Origin of the sequence: Streptomyces sp. NPDC101225 (genome assembly GCF_044767585.1) — a bacterium.
Classification (GTDB): Bacteria; Actinomycetota; Actinomycetes; order Streptomycetales; family Streptomycetaceae; genus Streptomyces.
On sequence record NZ_JBIWOE010000002.1, the window covers coordinates 194,554 to 217,494 of the forward strand.

The following is a 22,941-nucleotide window of genomic DNA, read 5'->3' on the forward strand; positions in this document are numbered from 1 at the left end:
GCGGGTGCCCTCCGTCAGCAGTCCTGATCTACCGCAAGGCACCAACACGCGAAGAACCGGATTTCATCCCTGCGCGGCGGTTCGGGGAGGGGACGGCGGTCAGATACGGACCCGCAGCATGTAGAACCGCGTCGTCTGGGTCGCGCCCTGGTTGTCGTCGCTGACCAGGAGGACCTTCAGACGGCCGCGGTCACGGCCCGTGATCGCCATGCCCTCGATGTTGTCGAGGAGGGGGTTGGGCTGGGGCTGCTTGGCGGTGGCGCCGAGGGAGGGGCAGTCGGCGATGTCCGCCAGCAGGGTCTTGCCGATCAGCCGGACACCCGCCTGGCCGGTGAGGTTCTCGACGCCGCTGGTGTCCGTCGCGTGCCGCGGGTCGGCCAGGTACAGGCGGACGGTGTTGCCGACGCCCGGGGTGAAGCCGCGCTCCAGGACGAGCAGCCGGCCGTCGGGGGTGGCCTGGACCTCGGGGACGCCGAGGCCGGCGTCGATGCGGTACGCGTACTGCGCGCCGGGCCGGAAGCGGCCGCCCCGGGTCCGGTTCCAGGTCTGGAAGCGGACCAGGTCGGCGGAGTCGCCGGAGATCGCGTTCTCCATGGAGGCGAGGAGGGTGCGGCCGCCGGGCAGCAGGGTCAGGCCCTCGAAGGTCTGGTTGGACGTGGCGCGCCCGGCCGGGGCGACCAGGAGCGCGGAGGGGACCGGGAGGCGGTCCAGGATCTTCCCGTCGCGGGAGTAGCGGCGGACGGAGGGCTCGGTCTCCGAGGTGATCAGGCGGGTGCCGTCCCGGTCGACGACGAGGCCCTCGCTGTCCAGCGCGGCGCCCTTCTCGTCGGCGAGCCGGACCACGCCCCGCGGCCGCAGCGTCCTCGCGTCGAGGCGGAAGAGCGAGGAGCGGTCCTCCAGGGCGGCGAGCGAGCCGTCGCGGTCCACGGCGAGCGCGGAGAAGTTGCCGACGAAGGTGCCCTCGTAGGTCGTCTTGTCGAGCGCGTCGGAGAAGCGGTCGATGGAGACGGAAGGTGAACAGGCGTGCCGCGTCACGGGATCGGCCGTGGCGGGCCCGGCGGCGGTCAGGGTGGTGGCCGCCGCCAGGGCCGCGGTGACGGTCGCGAGTACGGTTCTCAGGCGCATGGGCGCCACCGTAGGACGGCTCGGTGACGGGCGGGAGACCCGCTCATGAAGCGTCAGCTCGCCGCCAGGTCCCGGTGGATGGCCTTCGCGACGCCCTGGATCGTGTTGATGCCGTAGGTCATGTCACCGTTGCCCCAGGTGAGCACGGTCATCATGTAGTCGTGGCCGCCGCCGGTGAAGGTGCCGACGCTGTGCACCCGCCAGCCGTGCGTGGAGCGATGCAGCCAGCCGTTCTTGACGTGCCAGGTGACGCCGGACGGGCGGCCGTAGGGGGTGCCCCAGCGCTGCGAGGAGACGACCTGGCCCATCAACTTCAGTATGTAGGCACGGGAGTTGTCGCTCAGCACGGAGTTCTTCGCGGTGACCAGCTTGAGCAGCTTCTGCTCGTCGGTGACGTTGATCCGGGTCAGACCCCAGTAACCGCCCGCGCCCGGCACGGTCCTCGTCATCCCGGCGGCGGCCAGGAAGCCCTTGATCCTCGTCATGCCGAGCTGCTTCCACAGCTTGGTGGTCGCGGTGTTGTCCGACTTGGTGATCATGGCCTTGGTGAGCGAGACCTCGGTGCCGGTGAGGTACCGGTGGTGCTTCTTCGCGTCCCACAGCAGCGTGGCGAGGACGGTGACCTTGACGACGCTCGCGGAGTCGAAGGAGCTGGTCGGGCGGAGCGCGCAGGTGGTGCGGGTGGAGCGGTCGTAGAGGCCGACCGCGACCGTGCCCTTGCGGTTCTTGAGGGCGGCGTCGATGTCCTTCCGGAGCTTGGCGGCCAGGCCCGCCTTCGCCGAGGTGCAGCTGACGGTGGGGGCGGTGGCCGCGGCGGCGGGCGCGGCGACGGCCACGCCGGGTATGAGGACACCGAGTCCGACGGCGAGCGCTCTCGCGCGTCCGGTGAATCTGCTGTGAGTCATGGCGTGTTGACGCCTGACGTCACGGGAAAGGTTGTACGCCTCTGCCGACGCGTCGGGCCGAGGCGGCACACGGCGGTGCCGCTCCCTTTGCGTATTCACAGGCGAGGGCCAGCTTCAGCACAGCGCGCACCCACTCCGCCTCTGCACGATGCGCGGGTGACATCTGCCACCGATCCACTCCCCCACGCCCCGACCGCACCCGCCGACCGGCCGCCGTCCGCGCCGCCCGCGGCACCCCCGGACCGGGCCCCGCGCTGGTCGCTGCCCGCCCTGCTCGCGATCCTGGCGCTGGCGGCGGTCCTGTACGCCTGGAACCTGTCCGGCAGCAGCCTCAACAGCTTCTACAGCGCCGCCGTCTACAGCGGCACGCAGAGCTGGAAGGCGTGGTTCTTCGGCTCGCTCGACGCCGGGAACTTCATCACCGTCGACAAGCCGCCGTTCGCGCTCATGGTCATGGGCCTGTCCTGCCGCGTGTTCGGCTTCGGCACCTGGCAGATGATGGCGCCCGAGATCGCGGCGGCGCTCGGCACGATCTGGATCCTGCACGCGTCCGTGAAGCGGTACTTCGGGCACGCGGCGGCCGCGATCGCGGCGCTGGTGCTCGCGCTGACGCCCATCACGGTCGCCATCAACCGGGACAACAACCCCGACACGGTCCTGGTCCTGCTGATGGTCGGCGGCGCCGCGCTCGCCCTGCGCTCGGTACGCACCGACCGGCTGCTGCCGCTCCTCGGCTCCGCGGTCTGCTTCGGGCTCGCCTTCAACACCAAGATGCTCCAGGGCTACATCGCCCTGCCGGCCGTGTTCGCGGTGTACGTCTACGCGTCGAGGCCGGGCTGGCGGAAGAAGGCCGTCAACCTGGCGCTGGCGACGGTGGCGCTGGCGGTCTCCAGCTTCTGGTGGGCGACCGCGGTGTCCCTGGTGCCCGCCGGTGACCGCCCCTACATCGGCGGTTCGACCGACGGCTCCGCCTGGAACCTGATCATGGGCTACAACGGCCTGGGCCGGGTGTTCGGCGGCGAGGGCAACGGCGGTGGCGGAGGCGGCGGAGGCGGCACGTTCGCCGGGACCGCGGGCCTGGGCCGGATGTTCAACGACATCCTCGGCGGCCAGATCTCCTGGCTCATCCCCTTCGCGTTCGTCGCGCTCGTCGCCGGCCTGGTGCTGCGCGGCCGCGCCCCGCGCACCGACGGCACCCGCGCCGCGCTGGTCCTGTGGGGCGGCTGGCTCGTGCTGCACTACCTGACCTTCGCGATGGCCGAAGGCACCATGCACCCGTACTACACGACCGCGCTCGCCCCCGGCATCGCGGCGCTCACCGGAGGCGGCGGCGTCCTGCTGTGGCGCGCCTTCCGCAGCGGCGACGCCCGCTGGTCCTGGGTGCTGCCCGCCGCGCTCGCGGTCACCGGCGTCTGGGCGGTCGTGCTGCTGCGCCGGGCCACCGGCTGGCACACCTGGCTGTGGCCGGCCGTCGCCGTCGTCATGGTCCTGGCGGTCGTGGGCCTGTTCGTCCTCCGCTCGGGCAACCGCGTACGGCTGCTCGCCGCGTCCGCCGCCGCGGCGGTGGTGGCGTCCCTCGCCGGCCCGACGGCCTACGCCGCCTCGCCCGCCTTCGGCTCCTCCGGCGGCGGCATGATGGGCGGCACGAATCCCACGGCGGGGCCGTCGACGGGCGGTATGGGCGGTCCCGGCGGCGGCCGGGGCGGTTTCGGCGGCGGGACGCCGGGCGGCGCCCAGCGCGGCGGTACGCGGCAGGGCGGCGAGCTGCCGGGCGGCGCCCAGCAGGGCGGCGAGTTCCCCGGCGGCGGCAACGGCCGGATGCCGGGCGGCGGCGAACTCCCGCAGGGCGGCGGCGCGCCCAGCGGTGCGCCCACCGGCCAGGGCGGCCAACAGGGCGCTGCGAACGGGGAGTTCCCGTCCAGCGGCGACGGCGCGATGCCGGGCGGCGGTGACGACGGCACGGCTCCGGGCGGCCTGGGCGGCCGCGGCGGCATGGGCGGCGGCATGGGCGGTGCCGACAGCGAGCTCATCTCCTACCTCAAGAAGCACCGGGACGGCGCCACATGGCTGCTGGCGGTGTCCAACTCCCAGAGCGCGGGGCAGATCGAGCTGAGCGCCAGGGTTCCCGTCATCTCCATGTTCGGCTTCACCGGCAGCGACAAGGCGATGACCGTCGCCAAGCTCAAGGAGCTCGTGAAGAAGGGCGAGTTGCACTACGTCCAGACCGGCGGCGGCATGGGCGGCGGTCCGGGCGGCGGCAACGACGTCAGCACCGCGGTGTCGAACTGGGTGAAGAAGCACGGGACGGCCGTGAAGGAGAGCGCCTACAGCAAGGGCTCCTCGTCGTCGGCGTCTTCCTCGTCGTCGGCGTCTTCCTCGTCCGCCTCCTCCTCGTCCCTCTACCGGCTGGACCCGTCCGACGTCGGCTGACGCACCGCTGCGGCCCGAAGGCCCCCGACCGCACGGTCGGGGGCCTTTCTTCACATCCTGTTAATCGACACGACCTCATGTCCATGTCACGCTCCCCTCTGCCGCCTTCATTCAACCCGCGTAGATGGGACCCCCACATGCCGGCGACACGTATAGGCCGCTTCAGGTCGGTGGCCCTGGCCACCGCAGCCGTCCTGGTCGGCCTCACCACCCCGGCCCTCACGGCGACTTCGGCCACCGCCACGACGACCGACTACGACTCGACGTACTACAAGAACGCGATCGGAAAGACGGGCGCGAGCCTGAAGTCGTCCCTCCACACGATCATCAGCAGCCAGACCAAGATCTCCTACTCCGCGGTCTGGAACGCGCTGAAGGTCACCGACCAGGACCCGAACAACAGCAACAACGTGATCCTGCTGTACAGCGGTGTCTCGCGCGCCAAGTCCCTCAACGGCGGTGACACCGGCGACTGGAACCGCGAGCACGTGTGGGCCAAGTCCCACGGCGACTTCGGCACCGCGACCGGCCCCGGCACGGACCTCCACCACCTGCGCCCGGCGGACGTCACGGTCAACGGCATCCGCGGCAACAAGGACTTCGACAACGGCGGCAGCACCGTCAGCAACGGCGGCGGCAGCCGCACCGACTCCGACTCCTTCGAGCCGCGCGACGCCGTCAAGGGCGACGTGGCCCGCATGATCCTCTACATGGCCGTCCGGTACGAGGGCGACGACGGCTGGCCCGACCTGGAGCCCGACGACAAGGTGAACAACGGCTCCAACCCCTACATCGGCAAGCTCTCGGTCCTGAAGGAGTGGAACGACGAGGACCCGCCGGACTCCTTCGAGGAGAACCGCAACGACGTCATCTACGACACCTACCAGCACAACCGCAACCCGTTCATCGACCACCCGGAGTGGGTGGACGCGATCTGGTAGGAGCCGCTCAGCCCAGGTGCGTCGGCGCGAACATCCGCAGCACGGCCGGGAGTACGACGACCGACGGGCCCGTCGACGCGAGTGCCTTCGCCAGGTCGCTCTCCAGGGTCCCGGGGGTCGTCCGCACCCCCGGGACCCCGAACGACTCGGCGAGGGCCACGTAGTCCGGGCGGGTCAGTTCCGTCGCCGTCGGCTGCCCGAAGGTGTCCGTCATGTACTCGCGCAGGATGCCGTAGCCGCCGTCGTCGACGATCAGCCAGGTGACGTCGAGGTCGTACTGGCGGGCCGTGGCGAGTTCGGCGACGGAGTACAGGGCGCCGCCGTCGCCGGAGACGGCCAGGACCGGGCGGGTCGGGTCCGCGGCGGCCGCGCCGAGGGCGGCCGGGAAGCCGTAGCCGAGGCCGCCGGCGCCCTGGGCCGAGTGCATGGTGTTGGGGGACTTCGGGTCGAAGGCGGACCAGGCCCAGTACGCCAGGATCGTCATGTCCCAGAAGGACGGCGAGCCGGCCGGCAGGGCCCGGCGGACCGCCGCCAACAGGTCCTGCTCCAGGGTGAGTTCCTGTGCGCCGATGCGGTCCGAGACCCGGGACAGCAGGTCCCGCACCCGCTCGGGGGCCGCCGGGTCGGCACGCTCGGACACCGTCTCCAGCAGCGCCTGCAGCGCGAGCCGCGCGTCCGCGTGGATGCCCAGCGCGGGGTGGTTGGACTCCAGCTTGCCGAGGTCCGCCTCGATCTGGATCACCCGGCCGCGGGGCCTGAACGTGTGGTAGTTCGAGGAGAGTTCGCCGAGCCCCGAGCCGACCACGAGCAGGACGTCCGCGTCCTCCAGGAGGTCGGTGGTGTGGCGGTCCTCCAGCCAGGACTGCAGGGAGAGCGGGTGCGTCCAGGGGAAGGCGCCCTTGCCGCCGAAGGTCGTCACGACCGGTGCCTGCAGCCGCTCGGCGAGCTGCCGCAGCTTGCCCGAGGCGTCCGCCCGGACCACTCCCCCGCCCGCGATGACCGCGGGCCGCTCGGCGCGGGACAGCAGGTCGGCCGCCACGGCGGTGAGTTCGGGGCGCGGCGGCAGGTCGTCCGGGGTCGCGTCGAGCGCCGTCACCACCGGCAGGTGCGTCCCGGCGAGCAGCACGTCCTGCGGGATCTCCACCCACACCGGTCCGTGCGGGGCGGTCAGGGCCGACTTCCAGGCCTCCGCGACCGCCGACGGGATCTGCGACTGCGTGCGGACGGTGTGGACGGACTTCACCACGCCGCGGAACGAGGCCGCCTGGTCGGGGAGTTCGTGCAGATAGCCGTGGCGGCCGCCGCCCAGCCCCGCCGTCGGCACCTGGCTGCTGATCGCCAGCACGGGCGCGGAGGCGGCGCGCGCCTCCTGCAGCGCCGCCAGCGAGGTGAGCGCGCCCGGCCCCGTCGACAGCAGCAGCGGCGCCGCCTCGCCGGTGACGCGGCCGTACGCGTCCGCCGCGAACCCGGCGTTGTTCTCCACCCGCAGGCCGACGTAGCGCAGGTCGGAGCGGCGCAGCGCGTCGAACATGCCCAGCGCGTGCTGGCCGGGCAGCCCGAACACGGTCGTCGCGCCGAGCCCGGCCAGCGTCTCCACGACCAGGTCTCCGCCGTTGCGGCCGGCGGGCGGGTGCAGCGCGGCCTCGGTCTGCGCGGCCGTGGGACGGAGTTCCAGGTCGTGGTCGTGCGTCACTTCTCGCGGGCCTCAGCAATCTGGCGGGACATGATCGTGGTCAGTTCGTAGGCGGTGTGCGAGGCCGCCACCGACGTGATCTCGGCGTGGTCGTACGCCGGTGCCACCTCGACGACGTCCGCCGACACCAGGGTGCAGGATGCCAGCCCGCGCAGGATCTCCAGCAGCTCGCGGGAGGTCATGCCGCCGGCCTCGGGCGTACCGGTACCGGGAGCGTGCGCCGGGTCGAGGCAGTCGATGTCGATGGAGATGTAGAGCGGGCGGCCGCCGATGCGCTGCCGCAGCTGATCGGCCACCTCGTCCGCGCCACGGCGGTAGACGTCCGCCGACGTGACGATGCCGAAGCCCATCTTCTCGTCGTCGGTGAGGTCCTGCTTGCCGTAGAGCGGGCCGCGGGTACCCACGTGGGAGAGGGCGGAGGTGTCGAGGATGCCCTCCTCCACCGCGCGCCGGAACGGCGTGCCGTGGGTGTACTCGGCGCCGAAGTACGTGTCCCAGGTGTCGAGGTGGGCGTCGAAGTGCAGCAGGGCCACCGGGCCGTGCTTCTTCGCCACCGACCGCAGCAGCGGCAGCGCGATGGTGTGGTCGCCGCCCAGCGTCATCAGGCGGGCGCCGGTGCCGAGCAGGTCGTCGGCGGCGGCCTCGACCGTGTCGACGGCCTCGTTGATGTTGAAGGGGTTCGCGGCGATGTCGCCGGCGTCCGCCACCTGTGCCAGCGCGAAGGGGGAGGCGTCCTGCGCCGGGTTGTAGGGCCGCAGCAGCCGGGACGCCTCGCGGATCGCGTTGCCGCCGAAGCGGGCGCCCGGCCGGTAGGAGACGCCCGAGTCGAACGGCACGCCCACGACGGCGACATCGGCGGTGCCGACCTCGTCGAGGCGGGGCAGCCGGGCGAAGGTCGCGGGTCCGGCGTACCGCGGTATGCGGGAGGAGTCGACGGGTCCGCGCGGCGTCTCGTTGCTGCTCATGGGGGGGGCTGCCTTCTTTCCTGCGCTTCATCACGTATGGAGCGGTATGTACTGCTTCTTGTACGACTCTACTGGGCCGCGGGCACGGGCTCGGCGGCGGCTTCGGGGGTCCGCCCGGCGAGCCGCTCGCGCCAGACGGCGAGGACGGCCGCGTCGGTGGCGGGTGTGGCGAGGGAGACGGCCACGTAGGCGGCGAGGGAGGACAGCAGGCCGTAGTACACGGGTTCGTTGGCGAGGATGCCGTAGCCCGCCATCAGGCCGACGACCGCGAGCCCGCCGACGGCGACCGAGGCCAGGGCGCCCTCGGCGGTGCCGCGCTTCCACAGCAGTCCGCCGAGGATGGGGACGAGGAGTCCGCCGACCAGGAGGTTGTAGGCGACCGTCAGCGCCTCGACGACGTTGTTCAGCGCGATCGCCGTGACGATCACCGCGAGGCCCATCGCCAGGATGAAGGCACGGTTGCCCCTGACCTCGTCGTGCGGCCGGTCCGCGCGGCGCACCGCACCGCGCAGCCGCGACCAGATGTCGTTGTTGGCGACGGTCGCACAGGCGATCAGCGCGCCGGAGGAGGTCGACATCACGGCGGCCAGGGCGGCGGCGAGCACCAGCCCCCGCACGCCGACGGGGAGTTCGTCCTTGACGATGGTCGCGAAGGCGTCGTCGGCGCTGCCGAGCTCGGGGTACAGCACCTTGGCGGCGGTGCCGACGACGGCGCCGGCGAGGGCGTACAGGAGGCAGTAGGTGCCCGCGACCGTGCCGCCCCACTTGGCGGTCCTGTCGCTGCCGGCCGTGAACACGCGCTGCCAGATGTCCTGCCCGATGAGCATGCCGAAGGTGTAGATCAGCACGTAGGTGAAGATCGTCTCACCGCCGATGCCCAGCGGGTCGAAGTACGAGGTCGGCAGCTTGGCCCTCATCTCGCCGAAGCCGCCCGCCTTGACGACCGCGATGGGGAGCAGCAGCAGGAGCACGCCGATCGTCTTCACCACGAACTGCACCATGTCGGTGAGGGTGATCGACCACATGCCGCCGAGCGTCGAGTACGCGACGACGATCGAGCCGCCGAGGATGATCGCGACGGTCCGGTTCATGTCGAACAGGACGTCGAAGATCGTGGCGTAGGCGATGGTCGAGGTGACCGCGAGCATCAGCGTGTACGCCCACATGACCACGCCGGAGATGACGCCCGCCCGGCCGCCGTAGCGCAGGTCCAGCATCTCGGAGACGGTGTAGACCTTCAGCCGGGCGATGCGGGCGGAGAAGAAGACGGACAGCGCGAGCAGGCCGAGGCCGATGGTGAGGACCATCCAGGCGCCGGAGAGGCCGTACCGGTAGCCCAGGCCGACACCTCCGATGGTGGACGCGCCTCCCAGGACGATCGCGGCCATGGTGCCTGAGTACATGGCGGGTCCGAGGCGGCGTCCGGCCACCAGGAAGTCGCTCTTCGACCTGGCGCGGCGCATGCCCCACCAGCCCATGGCCAGCATGCCGGCCAGGTAGAGGACGATGACGGTGTAGTCGACGGCCATGGGGCCTCCTTCGCTCGGTCTCGCCGGCGGGTGATGAGCACAGACCCTAGGTGGCCGGAAAGCGACTGCGAAGTGTACGTTTCATCCATTCGTGCAGCGCAGAATGGAGGGAACGCACACCATGCCGGACCCCGCTGTCCCTCCCGCTCCGCCGGTGCCCCTGGCGTCCCTCCTGGCCCGTGAGGACCTGGCGCTGCGGCAGATCGCGGGACCGTCCGGCCCCGGCACCGTGATCCACTGGGTGCACACCTCGGAGATGGCCGATCCCTACCCGTACCTGCTGGGCGGGGAGCTGTTGCTGACGGCCGGTGTGCACGTCCCCGAGGGGGCGGACCAGGAGAGCCACTTCGACGGCTACGTCGCGCGGATCGTCGAGGCGGGCGGCGCCGCCGTCGGCTTCGGCGTGGCCCCCGTGTTCGACACGGTGCCGCCCGCCCTGGTGGCGGCCTGCCGGGCGCGGGGCCTCCCGCTGCTGGAGGTGCCGCCGCACACCACGTTCTCCGGCGTGGCCCGCGCGGTGTGGCAGCTCATGGCGCAGGCCCGGCTCGCGGAGCTGCGCCGGGTCACGGAGGCCCAGCAGAGCCTCGCGGCGGCGGCCTCGCGTCCGGACCCGGTGCCCTCCGTGCTGCGGCAGCTGGCCCGGCGCGTGGGCGGACGGGCGGTGCTGTACGGGCCGGACGGCACGGAGATCGCCGCCGCGGGGCGGCCCGTCGCGGCGGACCTCGCGGCCTCCCTCGGCGCGCTCGCCGACGTGGTGCGCCCCGCGGGCCCGGGCACCCCCACCTCCGCGACCGACAACAAGGCCGGCACCCATCTGGCCGCCTACGCCCTCGGCGCCGGACCGGGCTTCGTGCTCGGGGTCGCCGCACCGCAGCGCGACCCCGGTGACCACACCATCGCCTCGGTCGCCGCCGTCCTGCTCACCCTGCTCACCGGCGAGCACCAGAGCGGCACGGGAGCGGCCCGGTCCTCCGCGCTGGTGCGGCTGCTGCTGGGCGCGCCGCCGGCCGGCGTCGCCCCGCTCCTCGGGCCCGGGCGCTGGCTGGTGGTGCATGCCCGGCCCGACGCGCAGTCCCCCGACCCGGTGGCGGCCTCCGCCCTGGGCGCGGCCCTCGGGTCACCGCTGGTCGACCTCGCGCAGGACGTCGTACGGGTGCTGGTGCCGGCCGACCGCGAACCGGACGCGCAGGCCGGCTGGACCCTGGGCGTCAGCGCGGCCGTGGCGCCGGCCGAGTGGCCGGCCGCGGACACGCAGGCCGCCCGCGCGCTGGCCCGTGCCCGTGCCATCCGCACCCCGCTGGTCCGCCACGGCGACCGCGCGGGCCTCGCCGACCTGGTGCCGCCCGAGGAGGCCGAGGCCCACGCCCGGCTGCTGCTCGCGCCGGTCGCGGCCACCCCCGCGCTGGCGGAGACGCTGCGCACCTGGCTCTCCCTGCACGGCAGTTGGGACCGTACGGCCGTCGCCCTGTCCGTGCACCGCAACACCGTGCGCCAGCGCATCGCCCGCTGCGCCGCGCTCCTCGGCACCGACCTGGACGACCCGGACGTACGCATGGAGCTGTGGTTCGCGCTGCGGCGGCGCTAGCCGCCGCTCCCGGCCGCGGGCACCCGCGTTCGCGGCACGGCAATAGGTACGAGGACCCGGGACGATGAGTACGTGAGCCACGTCCCAGGGTGCGGGACGCCAGGGACGCGTACCGTCGCCTGCACCACAATGGGCTGCATGCCGATACCCGGGACACCCAGCCGCGCCGAGCTCGTCGACCACCTCGTACGCACCCGTATCGCGGGCGACGTCGCGACGCCCCGCGAGAACAATCTCAGCCACTACCGCAAGCTGGCGAACGGCGACCGTCACTACTGGCTCGGCCTGGAGCTCGGCGACCGCTGGCGGGACGAGCAGGACGTGCTCGCGGTGATGGCGGAGCGGGTGGGCGTGAACGACGACCCCGAGTACCGGTACGGCCAGGACACCATCGACCCCGAGCTGACCGTCGACGCCCTGGAGCGGATGGCGGCGCGGCTGCGCAAGGCGGCCGAGGGGCAGCAGCGGGTGCTGTTCGCCACCGGCCACCCGGGCGGTCTGCTCGACGTGCACCGGGCCACGGCCGCCGCGCTGCGCGCGGCCGGCTGCGGGATCACCGTGATCCCGGAGGGGCTCCAGACGGAGGAGGGCTACGTCTGGCAGCTCGCGGACGTCGCGGTCCTGGAGCACGGAGCCTCCCTGTGGCACACGCACTCCGGCGAACCGATGAAGGCCGTCCTGACGGCCCTGGGGAACGCCGGCCGCCCCCTGCCCGACCTGGTGGTCGCCGACCACGGCTGGGCGGGCTGCGCGGGGCAGCACGGCGTCGACTCCGTCGGCTACGCCGACTCCAACGACCCGGCGCTGTTCCTCGCGGAGGCGGAGGGCACCGTCCAGGTCGTGGTGCCGCTCGACGACCATGTCGTCAGCCCGCGCCACTACGACCCGATGACGGCGTACCTGCTGGCGGAGGCCGGGCTCCGCTGAGTCACCGCCGGACGCCGGCCAGAGAGGCGGGCACCTCGCCGCCGCTCTCCTCCTCGCAGCCCACGGCGGTCAGTGTTCCCGGGGAACGCGCACCAGACCTTCCTGGATGACCGAGATGGCGAGCTGCCCGTCCTGGGTGTAGATCCGGGCCTGGCCCAGCCCGCGTCCGCCGTGCGCCGAGGGCGACTCCTGGTCGTACAGCAGCCATTCGTCGGCGCGGAAGGGGCGGTGGAACCACATGGCGTGGTCGAGCGAGGCGCCGACCACGTCCCCGACCGCCCAGCCGCCGCGGCCGTGCGCGAGCAGGACCGAGTCCAGCAGGGTCATGTCGGAGACGTAGGTGGCGAGGACGACGTGCAGCAGCGGCTCGTCGATGGCGCCTTCCAGCTTGCCGTTGGTCCGGAACCAGACCTGGGAGTGCGGCTCGCGCGGCTCGCCGAACTTCCCGTACGGCGGCTCCTCGACGTAGCGCAGGTCGACCGCCTCGCGCGCCTGAAGGAACTTCCGGACCACCTCGGGACCGAGGTGGCCGTAGCCGCGCAGCCGCTCCTGGGAGGTGGGCAGCGTGGCCGGGTCGGGCGCGGACGGCATCGGCGCCTGGTGGTCGAGGCCGTCCTCGTCGCCCTGGAAGGAGGCCGAGAGGTGGAAGATCGGCTTGCCGTGCTGGACGGCGACCACCCGGCGGGTGGTGAAGGAGCGGCCGTCACGGATGCGGTCGACCTCGTAGACGATCGGCGCACCCGGGTCGCCGGGCCGCAGGAAGTACGCGTGCAGGGAGTGGGCGTGCCGGTCCGCGGGGACCGTGCGCCCGGCGGCGAGCAGGGCCTGGGCCGCCACCTGCCCGCCGAAGACGCGCGGGACGACGGCGGACCGGGACCGGCCGCGGAAGATGTTCTCCTCGATCGGCTCCAGGTCGAGCAGATCGAGGAGATCCTGGAGTGCCTGGCTCATGGCAGACAGTTGTACCCGCCAGTCGTTTCCTCGGGTTTCCGGAGTCCTACAGGCCCATGTTCTTGGCGATGATCGTCTTCATGATCTCGCTGGTGCCGCCGTAGATGCGGTTGACCCGGTTGTCGGCGTACAGGCGGGCGATCGGGTACTCGTTCATGAAGCCGTAGCCGCCGTGCAGCTGGAGGCAGCGGTCGATGACGCGGTGCGCGACCTCGGTGCAGAACAGCTTGGCGCTGGCGGCCTCGGCGGGGGTCAGCTCACCGGCGTCCAGCGCCTCCAGGGCACGGTCGGCGACGGCCTCGGCGGCGTCCACCTCGGCCTGGCAGGCGGCCAGCTCGAACTTGGTGTTCTGGAAGGACGCGACGGTCTTGCCGAAGACGGTGCGCTCCTGGACGTACTCCTTGGCGAACCGCACGGCGGCCTTGGCCTGGGCGTAGGCGCCGAAGGCGATGCCCCAGCGCTCGGAGGCGAGGTTGTGGCCGAGGTAGGAGAAGCCCTTGTTCTCCTCGCCGAGCAGGTCCTCGACGGGCACCTTCACGTCGACGAACGCCAGCTCGGCGGTGTCGGAGGTCTTCAGGCCGAGCTTGTCCAGCTTGCGGCCGATGGAGTAGCCCTCGGACTTGGTGTCGACGGCGAACAGGGAGATGCCGAAGCGGCGGTCCTCGGCGGTCGGCGCGGAGGTGCGGGCGCAGACGATGACGCGGTCGGCGTGGACGCCGCCGGTGATGAAGGTCTTGGAGCCGTTGAGGACGTAGTGCGTGCCGTCCTCGGAGAGCCTGGCCGTGGTCTTCATGCCCGCGAGGTCGGAGCCGGTGCCCGGCTCGGTCATCGCGAGGGCCCACATCTCCTCGCCGGTGACGAACTTCTCCAGGTAGCGCTTCTTCTGCTCGTCGGTGGCGAGCATCTTGATGTACGGCAGGGCGAGCAGCACGTGCACGCCGGAGCCGCCGAACTGGACGCCCGCGCGGGCGGTCTCCTCGTAGAGGACCGCCTCGAACTTGTGGGTGTCCAGGCCCGCGCCGCCGAACTCCTCGGGCACGTTGATGCCGAAGATGCCCAGCTCACCGAGCTTGTGGTAGAAGTCGCGCGGCGCCTGGCCGGCGGCGAACCACTCGTCGTAGACGGGTACGACCTCGGCCTCGATGAAGGCCCGGATGGTCTCCCGGAACGCCTCGTGGTCCTCGTTGAACACCGTACGGCGCACCGCCGCCACCTCCTGGTTCCCATGTCTAAGCGCTTGCTCAGATCTTCAAGGTACCGGCGGGTAGGGAGAGGCGTCCAGAGGAGATCCCGTAACGCTCGTCACGCCGCGGCGGCCGCGAAGGCCCCCTTGGCCATGCGGTGCAGCAGCTCGGCCGTCGTCCCGCGGCCGGGCAGCGAGCCCGGGCGGCCCAGGTGCGGGGTGGAGTTGAGCAGGCCGAAGACGGAGTGCACCGCGGACCGGGCCGCCGGTTCCGTGACGCCCGGGTAGACCTCCCGCAGCACGGCCACCCACAGCTCGACGTACTGCCGCTGGAGCTGGCGCACCAGCTTGCGGTCGCTGTCCCGCAGCCGGTCCAGCTCGCGGTCGTGCAGGGTGATCAGGGGGCGGTCGTCGAGCGCGAAGTCGATGTGCCCTTCGATGAGCGAGTCGAGGACCGCCTCGGGGGGCGTCCCGTCGGCCTCCCGCAGGCGCCGCTTGGCGCCCGTCAGCAGCTGGCCGCTGATCCCCACCAGCAGTTCGGCGAGCATCGCGTCCTTGCCCGCGAAGTGGCGGTACAGGCCCGGGCCGCTGATACCGACGGCGGCACCTATCTCGTCGACTCCGACGCCGTGGAAACCGCGCTCGGCGAACAGCCGCGCGGCCTCCTTGAGGATCTGCTCGCGGCGGGTGGGGGCGTCGGTTCTCGTGGCCATGGAGGTAATTCTAGACAGGGAGGTTAGCGGTCGTTAACCTGTTGGAAATGGTTAACGCTCATTAACAGTCCGACCACTGGGTGAGGGGACCGCAGGATGCACGAGGCACCGGAGCTGACGAGCGCGGCAGACCCCGCGTCGGAGGCCTGGCGGGCCAACGAGGCGGCGCACCGCGCCCTCGTCGAGGAGCTGCACGGCAAGCTGGCCGCGGCGCGGCTCGGCGGCGGCGAGAGGGCGCGGGCCAGGCACACCGCGCGCGGGAAGCTGCTGCCCCGGGACCGGGTGGACACGCTGCTCGACCGGGGCTCGCCGTTCCTGGAGCTGGCGCCGCTGGCCGCCGACGGGCTGTACGAGGGGGCCGCGCCGGCCGCCGGCGTCATCGCCGGGATCGGGCGGGTCAGCGGGCGCGAGTGCGTGGTCGTCGCCAACGACGCCACCGTCAAGGGCGGGACGTACTACCCGATGACGGTGAAGAAGCACCTGCGCGCCCAGGAGGTGGCCCTGGAGAACCGCCTGCCCTGCATCTACCTGGTCGACTCCGGGGGCGCCTTCCTGCCCATGCAGGACGAGGTCTTCCCCGACCGGGAGCACTTCGGGCGGATCTTCTACAACCAGGCGCGGATGTCCGGCGCCGGCATCCCGCAGATCGCCGCGGTCCTCGGTTCGTGCACGGCCGGCGGGGCGTACGTCCCGGCGATGAGCGACGAGGCGGTCATCGTCCGCAATCAGGGCACCATCTTCCTGGGCGGCCCGCCCCTGGTGAAGGCCGCCACCGGTGAGGTGGTGACCGCCGAGGAGCTCGGCGGCGGCGAGGTCCACTCCCGGATCTCCGGCGTCACCGACCACCTCGCCGAGGACGACGCGCACGCGCTGAGCATCGTCCGCACCATCGCCGCCACGCTGCCCGCGCGCGGCGCGCTGCCCTGGGAGGTGCGCCCCGCGGCCGAGCCGAAGGTCGACCCCTACGGCCTGTACGGCGCGGTGCCGGTGGACTCCCGCACCCCGTACGACGTGCGCGAGATCATCGCGCGCGTGGCCGACGGCTCCCGGTTCGCCGAGTTCAAGGCGGAGTTCGGGCAGACCCTGGTCACCGGCTTCGCCCACATCCAGGGCCACCCGGTCGGGATCGTCGCCAACAACGGCATCCTGTTCTCCGAATCCGCCCAGAAGGGCGCCCACTTCATCGAGCTGTGCGACCAGCGCGGCATCCCGCTGGTCTTCCTGCAGAACATCTCCGGCTTCATGGTCGGCAAGGACTACGAGGCGGGCGGCATCGCCAAGCACGGCGCCAAGATGGTCACGGCCGTGGCCTGCACGCGCGTGCCCAAGCTGACGGTCGTCGTGGGCGGTTCGTACGGCGCGGGCAACTACTCGATGTGCGGCCGGGCCTACTCCCCCCGCTTCCTGTGGATGTGGCCGAACGCCAAGATCTCCGTCATGGGCGGCGAGCAGGCCGCCTCGGTCCTCGCCACCGTCAAGCGGGACCAGCTGGAGGCCCGGGGCGAGGAGTGGCCGGCCGAGGACGAGGAGTCCTTCAAGGCGCCGATCCGGCGGCAGTACGAGCACCAGGGCAGCGCCTACTACGCGACCGCCCGCCTCTGGGACGACGGCGTGATCGACCCGCTGGAGACCCGCCAGGTGCTGGGTCTCGCACTGACCGCCTGTGCCAACGCGCCCCTGGGTGACCCCCAGTTCGGCGTCTTCCGGATGTGAGGAGGGGACCCATGTTCGACACAGTGCTCGTGGCCAACCGGGGCGAGATCGCCGTCCGCGTGATCCGTACGCTCCGCTCGCTGGGCGTGCGCTCGGTGGCCGTCTTCTCCGACGCGGACGCCGACGCACGCCATGTGCGCGAGGCGGACACGGCGGTGCGGATCGGCCCGGCCCCGGCGTCCGAGAGCTATCTGTCGGCGGAGCGGCTGCTGGAGGCCGCCGCCCGCACCGGCGCCCAGGCCGTCCACCCCGGCTACGGCTTCCTCGCGGAGAACGCCGCCTTCGCGCGGGCCTGCGCGAAGGCCGGGCTGGTCTTCATCGGACCGCCCGCCGACGCCATCTCCCTGATGGGCGACAAGATCCGCGCCAAGGAGACGGTGAAGGCGGCCGGCGTCCCGGTCGTGCCCGGCTCCAGCGGCAGCGGCCTGACGGACGGACAGCTCGCCGGTGCCGCCCGCGAGATCGGCATGCCGGTGCTGCTGAAGCCGTCGACCGGCGGCGGCGGCAAGGGCATGCGGCTGGTGCGCGACGAGGAGAGGCTGGCGGACGAGATCGCCTCCGCCCGGCGCGAGGCGCGCGCCTCCTTCGGCGACGACACGCTCCTGGTGGAACGCTGGGTGGACCGGCCCCGGCACATCGAGATCCAGGTCCTCGCCGACGGCCACGGCAACGTCGTGCACCTGGGCGAGCGCGAGTGCTCGCTCCAGCGCCGGCACCAGAAGATCATCGAGGAGGCGCCCAGCGTCCTCCTGGACGAGGCCACGCGTGCGGCGATGGGCGAGGCGGCCGTGCAGGCGGCCCGCTCCTGCGGCTACCGCGGCGCGGGCACGGTGGAGTTCATCGTGCCGGGCGGCGACCCGTCGTCGTACTACTTCATGGAGATGAACACCCGCCTGCAGGTGGAGCACCCGGTCACCGAGCTGATCACCGGCCTGGACCTGGTGGAGTGGCAGCTGCGCGTGGCCGCGGGCGAGCAACTGCCCTACGAGCAGGGCGACATCACGCTGACCGGGCACGCGGTCGAGGCCCGCGTCTGCGCCGAGGACCCCGCCCGCGGCTTCCTGCCCTCCGGCGGCACGGTCCTCAGGCTGCACGAACCCCAGGGCGACGGCGTCCGCACCGACTCCGGGCTCAGCGAGGGCACCGAGGTCGGCAGCCTCTACGACCCGATGCTGTCCAAGGTGATCGCCTACGGCCCGGACCGCGCGACGGCGATCCGCAGACTGCGCTCGGCCCTGGCCGCGACGGTCACGCTGGGCGTGCAGACCAACGCCGGGTTCCTGCGCCGCCTGCTGGCCCATCCCGCGGTCGTGGCCGGCGATCTGGACACCGGGCTGGTGGAGCGGGAGGTGGACTCGCTCGTGTCCACCGACGTCCCGGACGAGGTGTACGAGGCGGCCGCGGCCGTACGGCTGGAAGCGCTGCGGCCGGCCGGCGAGGGCTGGCGCGACCCCTTCTCGGTGCCCAGCGGGTGGCGGCTCGGCGGCGCGTCCCGGCCCGTCGCCTTCCCCTTGCGGGTGCCGGGCCTCGAACCGGTCACGCACGAGACACGCGGGGCCCACACCGTCACCGGCGACACCGTGGCGGTCACCCTGGACGGCGTCCGGCACACCTTCCACCGCGCCGCCGACTGGATCGGCCGGGACGGCGACGCCTGGCACGTGCGCGACCACGACCCGGTCGCCGCGTCCCTCACGCGCGCCGGGCACGCCGGCGCCGACTCGCTGACCGCGCCCATGCCCGGCACGGTCACCGTGGTCAAGGTCGCCGTCGGCGACGAGGTGGGCGCGGGGCAGAGCCTGCTGGTCGTCGAGGCGATGAAGATGGAGCACGTCATCTCCGCCCCGCACGCCGGCACGGTCGCCGAACTGGACGTCGCGCCGGGCACGACGGTCGCCATGGACCAGGTGCTGGCCGTCATCGCACCGCACGAGGAGGAGAAATGACGCTGCCCATGGTCCAGCCCGCTCCCGGTCTGCCGACCCGGGTCCGCATCCATGAGGTCGGCGCCCGCGACGGTCTGCAGAACGAGAGCACGACCGTACCGACGGAGGTCAAGGCGGAGTTCGTGCGCCGGCTGTCCGACGCCGGCCTGACCACGATCGAGGCCACGAGCTTCGTCCACCCGAAGTGGGTGCCGCAACTCGCCGACGCCGAGCGGCTGTTCCCGCAGATCTCCGGCCTCCCGGCGGACCTGCCGGTACTCGTCCCGAACGAGCGCGGACTCGACCGCGCCCTGGCTCTCGGCGCCCGCCGCGTCGCGGTCTTCGCCAGTGCCACCGAGTCCTTCGCGAAGGCCAACCTCAACCGCACCGTGGACGAGGCGCTGGCCATGTTCGAACCGGTGGTGGCGCGCGCGAGGTCCCAGCAGGTCCACGTCCGCGGCTACCTCTCCATGTGTTTCGGCGACCCCTGGGAGGGGCCGGTCCCCCTCCCCCAGGTGGTCCGGGTCTGCCTGGCCCTGCTGGACATGGGCTGCGACGAACTGAGCCTGGGCGACACCATCGGGGTCGCGACACCGGGCCATGTGCGGGCGCTCCTGACCGAGCTCGGCGAACACGGCACACCCGTGGAGCGGTTGGGCGTCCACTTCCACGACACCTACGGCCAGGCGCTGGCCAACACCTACGCGGCCCTCGAACACGGCGTCACCACCGTCGACGCCTCCGCGGGCGGCCTGGGCGGCTGCCCGTACGCCAAGTCCGCCACCGGAAATCTCGCCACCGAAGACCTCGTGTGGATGCTGCAGGGTCTCGGCATCGACACCGGAGTCGACCTCGGCCGTCTCGTCGCCACCAGCGCGTGGATGGCCGGCCAGCTGGGCCGACCCAGCCCGTCCCGCACCGTCCGAGCCCTGTCCCACAAGGACACCGAGGCCGCCGAGGCCACTGAGGAGCAGTGACCGTCATGGACTTCCGTCTCTCCCCCGAGCTCGAAGAACTCCGCCGCACCGTCGAGGCGTTCGCCCACGACGTCGTGGCACCCAAGATCGGCGAGTTCTACGAGCACCACGAGTTCCCCTACGAGATCGTCCGCGAGATGGGCCGCATGGGCCTGTTCGGGCTGCCGTTCCCCGAGGAGCACGGCGGCATGGGCGGCGACTATCTGGCGCTGGGCGTGGCGCTGGAGGAGCTGGCCCGTGTCGACTCCTCCGTCGCCATCACCCTGGAGGCCGGCGTCTCGCTGGGCGCCATGCCGATCCACCTCTTCGGCACCGAGGAGCAGAAGCGCGAGTGGCTGCCGCGGCTGTGCTCGGGCGAGATCCTGGGCGCCTTCGGCCTCACCGAGCCCGACGGCGGCTCGGACGCGGGCGCGACCCGCACGACGGCCCGCCTCGACGAGTCGACGAACGAGTGGGTGATCAACGGCACCAAGTGCTTCATCACCAACTCGGGCACGGACATCACGGGCCTGGTCACGGTCACCGCGGTCACCGGCCGCAAACCCGACGGCCGGCCGCTGATCTCGTCGATCATCGTCCCCTCCGGCACCCCGGGCTTCACGGTGGCGGCACCGTACTCCAAGGTCGGCTGGAACGCCTCGGACACCCGCGAGCTGTCCTTCGCGGACGTCCGCGTCCCGGCGGCGAACCTGCTCGGCACCGAGGGCCGCGGGTACGCGCAGTTCCTGCGCATCCTCGACGAGGGCCGCGTCGCCATCGCGGCGCTCGCCACCGGCCTCGCCCAGGGCTGTGTGGACGAGTCGGTGAAGTACGCCAAGGAGCGCCACGCCTTCGGCCGCCCCATCGGCGCCAACCAGGCCATCCAGTTCAAGATCGCCGACATGGAGATGAGGGCCCACACCGCGCGGCTCGCCTGGCGGGACGCGGCGGCCCGGCTGGTGACCGGCGCCCCCTTCAAGAAGGAGGCCGCGCTCGCCAAGCTCCACGCCTCCACGGTCGCGGTCGACAACGCCCGCGAGGCCACCCAGATCCACGGCGGCTACGGCTTCATGAACGAGTACCCGGTGGCCCGGATGTGGCGCGACTCCAAGATCCTGGAGATCGGCGAGGGCACGAGCGAGGTCCAACGGATGCTGATCGCACGGGAGTTGGGCCTGGCCGGCTGACGCCCGGCACGGCGAGGGAGAAGCGGCTCACAGGCTGACGACAGGTTCGGGCGCGGAACGCCCCACCCCCTGGACATCGACTGAGGTTAGGCTAACCTACGTTGAAAATCGTCCGGCGGGCGTTCCGCCCCGTTCGAAAGCAGCCCCACCATGTCCAACGCCAGAGCCACCCATCTCACCCGTCGCGGCATCCTGGCCGCCGGCGGCGCCCTCGGCCTCGGTGCCGCGCTCGCCGCCTGCGGTGACGACGACGCGAAAAGCGGGGGCTCCGGCGCGACGACCGCCGCCCGGTCCGGCCCCTGGACCTTCAAGGACGACCGCGGCAAGACGGTGAAGCTCGACGAGGCACCCAGGAACATCGTCGCGTTCACCGGCGTCGCCGCCGCCCTCCACGACTACGGCATCAGCGTCAAGGGCGTCTTCGGCCCGACGAAGACGCCGGACGGCAAGCCCGACGTCCAGGCCGGCGACATGGACATCAGCAAGGTCACGATCCTCGGCAACGTCTGGGACCAGTTCAACGTCGAGAAGTACGCGGCCCTCGCGCCGGACGTCCTCATCAGCACGATGTTCGACGACGCCGGCACGCTCTGGTACGTCCCCGAGGCCTCCAAGGACAAGATCGCCCAGCTGGCCCCCAGTGTCGGCATCTCCGTCTACGACCGCCAGCTGACCGAGCCGCTGCAGCGCATGTGGGCGCTCGCAGCGTCGCTCGGCGCGGACATGGAGGCGGCCGCGGTCACCGGCGCCAAGAAGAAGTTCGAGCAGGCGGCGGCCCGGCTGCGCAAGGCCGCGAAGGCCAAGCCCGACATCAAGGTGATGGCCGGCTCCGCGGCCGACACGCTCTTCTACGTCTCCGGCACGAACCTCTCCGTCGACCTGGAGTACTTCAAGGCGCTCGGCGTGAACTTCGTCGAACCCCCGGAGCGGGCGAAGGCCAAGGGAGGCGGCTGGTACGAGTCGCTGAGCTGGGAGAACGTCGACAAGTACCCGGCGGACATCATCATGATGGACGACCGGACCTCGGCGATCCAGCCGGCCGACATCACCAAGGCGACCTGGAAGAAGCTGCCCGCGGTCAAGGCCGGGCAGGTCATCGGCCGCTCCCCCGAGCCGATCCTCTCCTACGACAAGTGCACGCCCCTCCTCACGAGCCTCGCCGAGGCGCTGGAGAAGGCGAAGAAGGTCGGCTGACAGCCGGCCCGTCCTCCCCTGACGTCGATTCAGGAGCCACGCCATGACGACGGCCGTAGCCGCCCCGTTCCGTTTCTTCTCCCTCCAGGTCACGCGGACGAGGCGGCTGGGGCCGTCGCTGCTGCGCGTCACCTTCGGCGGCGAGGACCTGCACGCGTTCCGCTCCGACGGATGCGACCAGTCCCTCTCCCTCTTCCTGCCGCACCCGGGCCAGCGCGAGCCCGCCGTGCCCCACGAGCTCGGATGGGGGTCCCCCCGCTCGGGCGAAGCCGACGGCGGGGGCGGCTGGTGGCAGGCCTGGCGTGAACTGCCGGACGGCGTACGGGCGGTGATGCGCTCGTACACGCTCCGCTCGCTGCGGCGCGACCCCGACGAGATCGACATCGACTTCGTCCTGCACACCCCGGCCGGTCCCGCCTCGCGGTGGGCCGCCCGGGCCGGCGCCGGTGACCGCGTCGTCCTGCTCGGCCCCGCGCTCGCGGACAACCGCGCGATCCGGTTCCGGCCGCCCGCGGACACCGACCTGCTGCTGCTGTGGGGCGACGAGACCGCCGTCCCGGCCGCCTCCGCGATCCTGGAGTCCCTGCCCGCGGGCGCCCGCGCCCGCGCCTGGCTGGAGGTGCGGGACGCGGGAGACATCCAGGACCTGGCGACGGAGGCGGACGCCGAGATCACCTGGCTGGTCCGGGACGGGCGGGGCGTCGAGGGGTCCCCCATGGCCCTCGACGCCCTGCGCGCCGCCCGGCTCCCGCCCTCGGAGCGCCCGTACGCCTGGATCGCGGGCGAGAGCGGATGCGTGCGGCAGCTGCGCCGGCACCTCGTCGGCGAGCGCGGGATCGACCGGCGGCGCGTCACCTTCGTCGGCTACTGGCGGCAGGGCCTGAGTGAGGAGCAGCTGCGCGAGACGGAGTGACGGCGGTCACTGGAGAGACAGGTTCAGAGCCAAAGAACTTAGGTTAGGCTAACCTAAGTTGAAGCCGGAAGCTCTGTGCTTCCCCGCTCCCCACCCCGCACGGACT

The 22,941-nt window shown here is 72.2% G+C and carries 18 protein-coding genes; 10 read left to right on the forward strand and 8 right to left on the reverse strand.

Annotated features, from left to right (window positions below; translation table 11 throughout):
• Positions 1 to 99: 99 nt before the first annotated feature.
• Both ACIRPX_RS03620 and ACIRPX_RS03625 read right to left on the reverse strand, forming a co-directional pair.
• Complete coding sequence (locus tag ACIRPX_RS03620; RefSeq protein WP_404187672.1) at positions 100 to 1,125, reverse strand: esterase-like activity of phytase family protein; 1,026 nt, start codon at positions 1,123 to 1,125, stop codon at positions 100 to 102.
• A gap of 53 nt (positions 1,126 to 1,178) precedes the next feature.
• Positions 1,179 to 2,030, reverse strand: a complete 852-nt coding sequence (locus tag ACIRPX_RS03625; RefSeq protein WP_404187675.1) for a serine hydrolase — start codon at positions 2,028 to 2,030, stop codon at positions 1,179 to 1,181.
• A gap of 156 nt (positions 2,031 to 2,186) precedes the next feature.
• On the opposite strand from ACIRPX_RS03625, the gene ACIRPX_RS03630 reads away from it, so the two are divergent.
• Both ACIRPX_RS03630 and ACIRPX_RS03635 read left to right on the forward strand, forming a co-directional pair.
• Positions 2,187 to 4,460: a glycosyltransferase family 39 protein gene (locus ACIRPX_RS03630; RefSeq protein WP_404187678.1), complete on the forward strand. Its 2,274-nt coding sequence runs from the start codon at positions 2,187 to 2,189 to the stop codon at positions 4,458 to 4,460.
• Between the two features lie 137 nt (positions 4,461 to 4,597).
• Positions 4,598 to 5,401, forward strand: a complete 804-nt coding sequence (locus tag ACIRPX_RS03635; RefSeq protein WP_404187681.1) for an endonuclease I family protein — start codon at positions 4,598 to 4,600, stop codon at positions 5,399 to 5,401.
• Between the two features lie 7 nt (positions 5,402 to 5,408).
• On the opposite strand, the gene ACIRPX_RS03640 is transcribed toward ACIRPX_RS03635, so the two are convergent.
• The 3 genes from ACIRPX_RS03640 to ACIRPX_RS03650 all read right to left on the reverse strand — a co-directional run bounded on the left by ACIRPX_RS03640 (position 5,409) and on the right by ACIRPX_RS03650 (position 9,588).
• A complete protein-coding gene (locus ACIRPX_RS03640) occupies positions 5,409 to 7,094 on the reverse strand; it encodes a thiamine pyrophosphate-binding protein (RefSeq protein WP_404187684.1) in 1,686 nt (561 codons plus the stop codon).
• Positions 7,091 to 8,059, reverse strand: a complete 969-nt coding sequence (gene speB / locus ACIRPX_RS03645; protein ID WP_404187687.1) for an agmatinase — start codon at positions 8,057 to 8,059, stop codon at positions 7,091 to 7,093. Before speB ends, ACIRPX_RS03640 begins: the two co-directional genes overlap by 4 nt.
• A gap of 68 nt (positions 8,060 to 8,127) precedes the next feature.
• Positions 8,128 to 9,588 carry a sodium:solute symporter gene (locus ACIRPX_RS03650; protein ID WP_404187689.1) on the reverse strand — a complete coding sequence of 487 codons (1,461 nt, stop codon included), beginning with the start codon at positions 9,586 to 9,588 and terminating at the stop codon, positions 8,128 to 8,130.
• A gap of 121 nt (positions 9,589 to 9,709) precedes the next feature.
• Between ACIRPX_RS03650 and ACIRPX_RS03655 the strand changes: the two genes are divergently transcribed.
• Together ACIRPX_RS03655 and ACIRPX_RS03660 are read left to right on the forward strand one after the other, a co-directional pair.
• Positions 9,710 to 11,173 carry a PucR family transcriptional regulator gene (locus ACIRPX_RS03655; protein ID WP_404187691.1) on the forward strand — a complete coding sequence of 488 codons (1,464 nt, stop codon included), beginning with the start codon at positions 9,710 to 9,712 and terminating at the stop codon, positions 11,171 to 11,173.
• A gap of 138 nt (positions 11,174 to 11,311) precedes the next feature.
• Positions 11,312 to 12,100: a phosphatase gene (locus ACIRPX_RS03660; protein WP_404187694.1), complete on the forward strand. Its 789-nt coding sequence runs from the start codon at positions 11,312 to 11,314 to the stop codon at positions 12,098 to 12,100.
• A gap of 69 nt (positions 12,101 to 12,169) precedes the next feature.
• Here ACIRPX_RS03660 and ACIRPX_RS03665 read toward each other — a convergent pair whose 3' ends face one another.
• The 3 genes from ACIRPX_RS03665 to ACIRPX_RS03675 all read right to left on the reverse strand — a co-directional run bounded on the left by ACIRPX_RS03665 (position 12,170) and on the right by ACIRPX_RS03675 (position 14,947).
• A complete protein-coding gene (locus tag ACIRPX_RS03665) occupies positions 12,170 to 13,051 on the reverse strand; it encodes an acyl-CoA thioesterase (RefSeq protein WP_404187697.1) in 882 nt (293 codons plus the stop codon).
• A gap of 46 nt (positions 13,052 to 13,097) precedes the next feature.
• A complete protein-coding gene (locus ACIRPX_RS03670) occupies positions 13,098 to 14,255 on the reverse strand; it encodes an acyl-CoA dehydrogenase family protein (RefSeq protein WP_404187700.1) in 1,158 nt (385 codons plus the stop codon).
• A 98-nt stretch (positions 14,256 to 14,353) separates the two neighbouring features.
• On the reverse strand, positions 14,354 to 14,947 hold the full coding sequence (locus ACIRPX_RS03675; RefSeq protein WP_404187702.1) for a TetR/AcrR family transcriptional regulator: 594 nt from the start codon (positions 14,945 to 14,947) through the stop codon (positions 14,354 to 14,356).
• A 96-nt stretch (positions 14,948 to 15,043) separates the two neighbouring features.
• On the opposite strand from ACIRPX_RS03675, the gene ACIRPX_RS03680 reads away from it, so the two are divergent.
• From ACIRPX_RS03680 to ACIRPX_RS03705, 6 genes are all read left to right on the forward strand, one after another.
• Positions 15,044 to 16,660, forward strand: a complete 1,617-nt coding sequence (locus ACIRPX_RS03680; protein WP_404187705.1) for a carboxyl transferase domain-containing protein — start codon at positions 15,044 to 15,046, stop codon at positions 16,658 to 16,660.
• An 11-nt stretch (positions 16,661 to 16,671) separates the two neighbouring features.
• Positions 16,672 to 18,606, forward strand: coding sequence for an acetyl/propionyl/methylcrotonyl-CoA carboxylase subunit alpha (locus ACIRPX_RS03685; protein WP_404187707.1), 1,935 nt, complete (start codon positions 16,672 to 16,674; stop codon positions 18,604 to 18,606).
• Entirely contained in the window at positions 18,603 to 19,562 is a 960-nt protein-coding gene (locus ACIRPX_RS03690) for a hydroxymethylglutaryl-CoA lyase (RefSeq protein ID WP_404187709.1), read from the forward strand. Before ACIRPX_RS03685 ends, ACIRPX_RS03690 begins: the two co-directional genes overlap by 4 nt.
• 5 nt (positions 19,563 to 19,567) lie before the next feature.
• The gene (locus ACIRPX_RS03695; protein WP_404187712.1) at positions 19,568 to 20,728 is read left to right on the forward strand and encodes an acyl-CoA dehydrogenase family protein; all 1,161 of its coding nucleotides are present in this window, start codon (positions 19,568 to 19,570) and stop codon (positions 20,726 to 20,728) included.
• Between the two features lie 150 nt (positions 20,729 to 20,878).
• Entirely contained in the window at positions 20,879 to 21,922 is a 1,044-nt protein-coding gene (locus ACIRPX_RS03700) for an ABC transporter substrate-binding protein (protein ID WP_404187715.1), read from the forward strand.
• 43 nt (positions 21,923 to 21,965) lie between these two features.
• Positions 21,966 to 22,835, forward strand: a complete 870-nt coding sequence (locus ACIRPX_RS03705) for a siderophore-interacting protein (protein ID WP_404187718.1) — start codon at positions 21,966 to 21,968, stop codon at positions 22,833 to 22,835.
• The last annotated feature ends 106 nt before the right edge of the window (positions 22,836 to 22,941 follow it).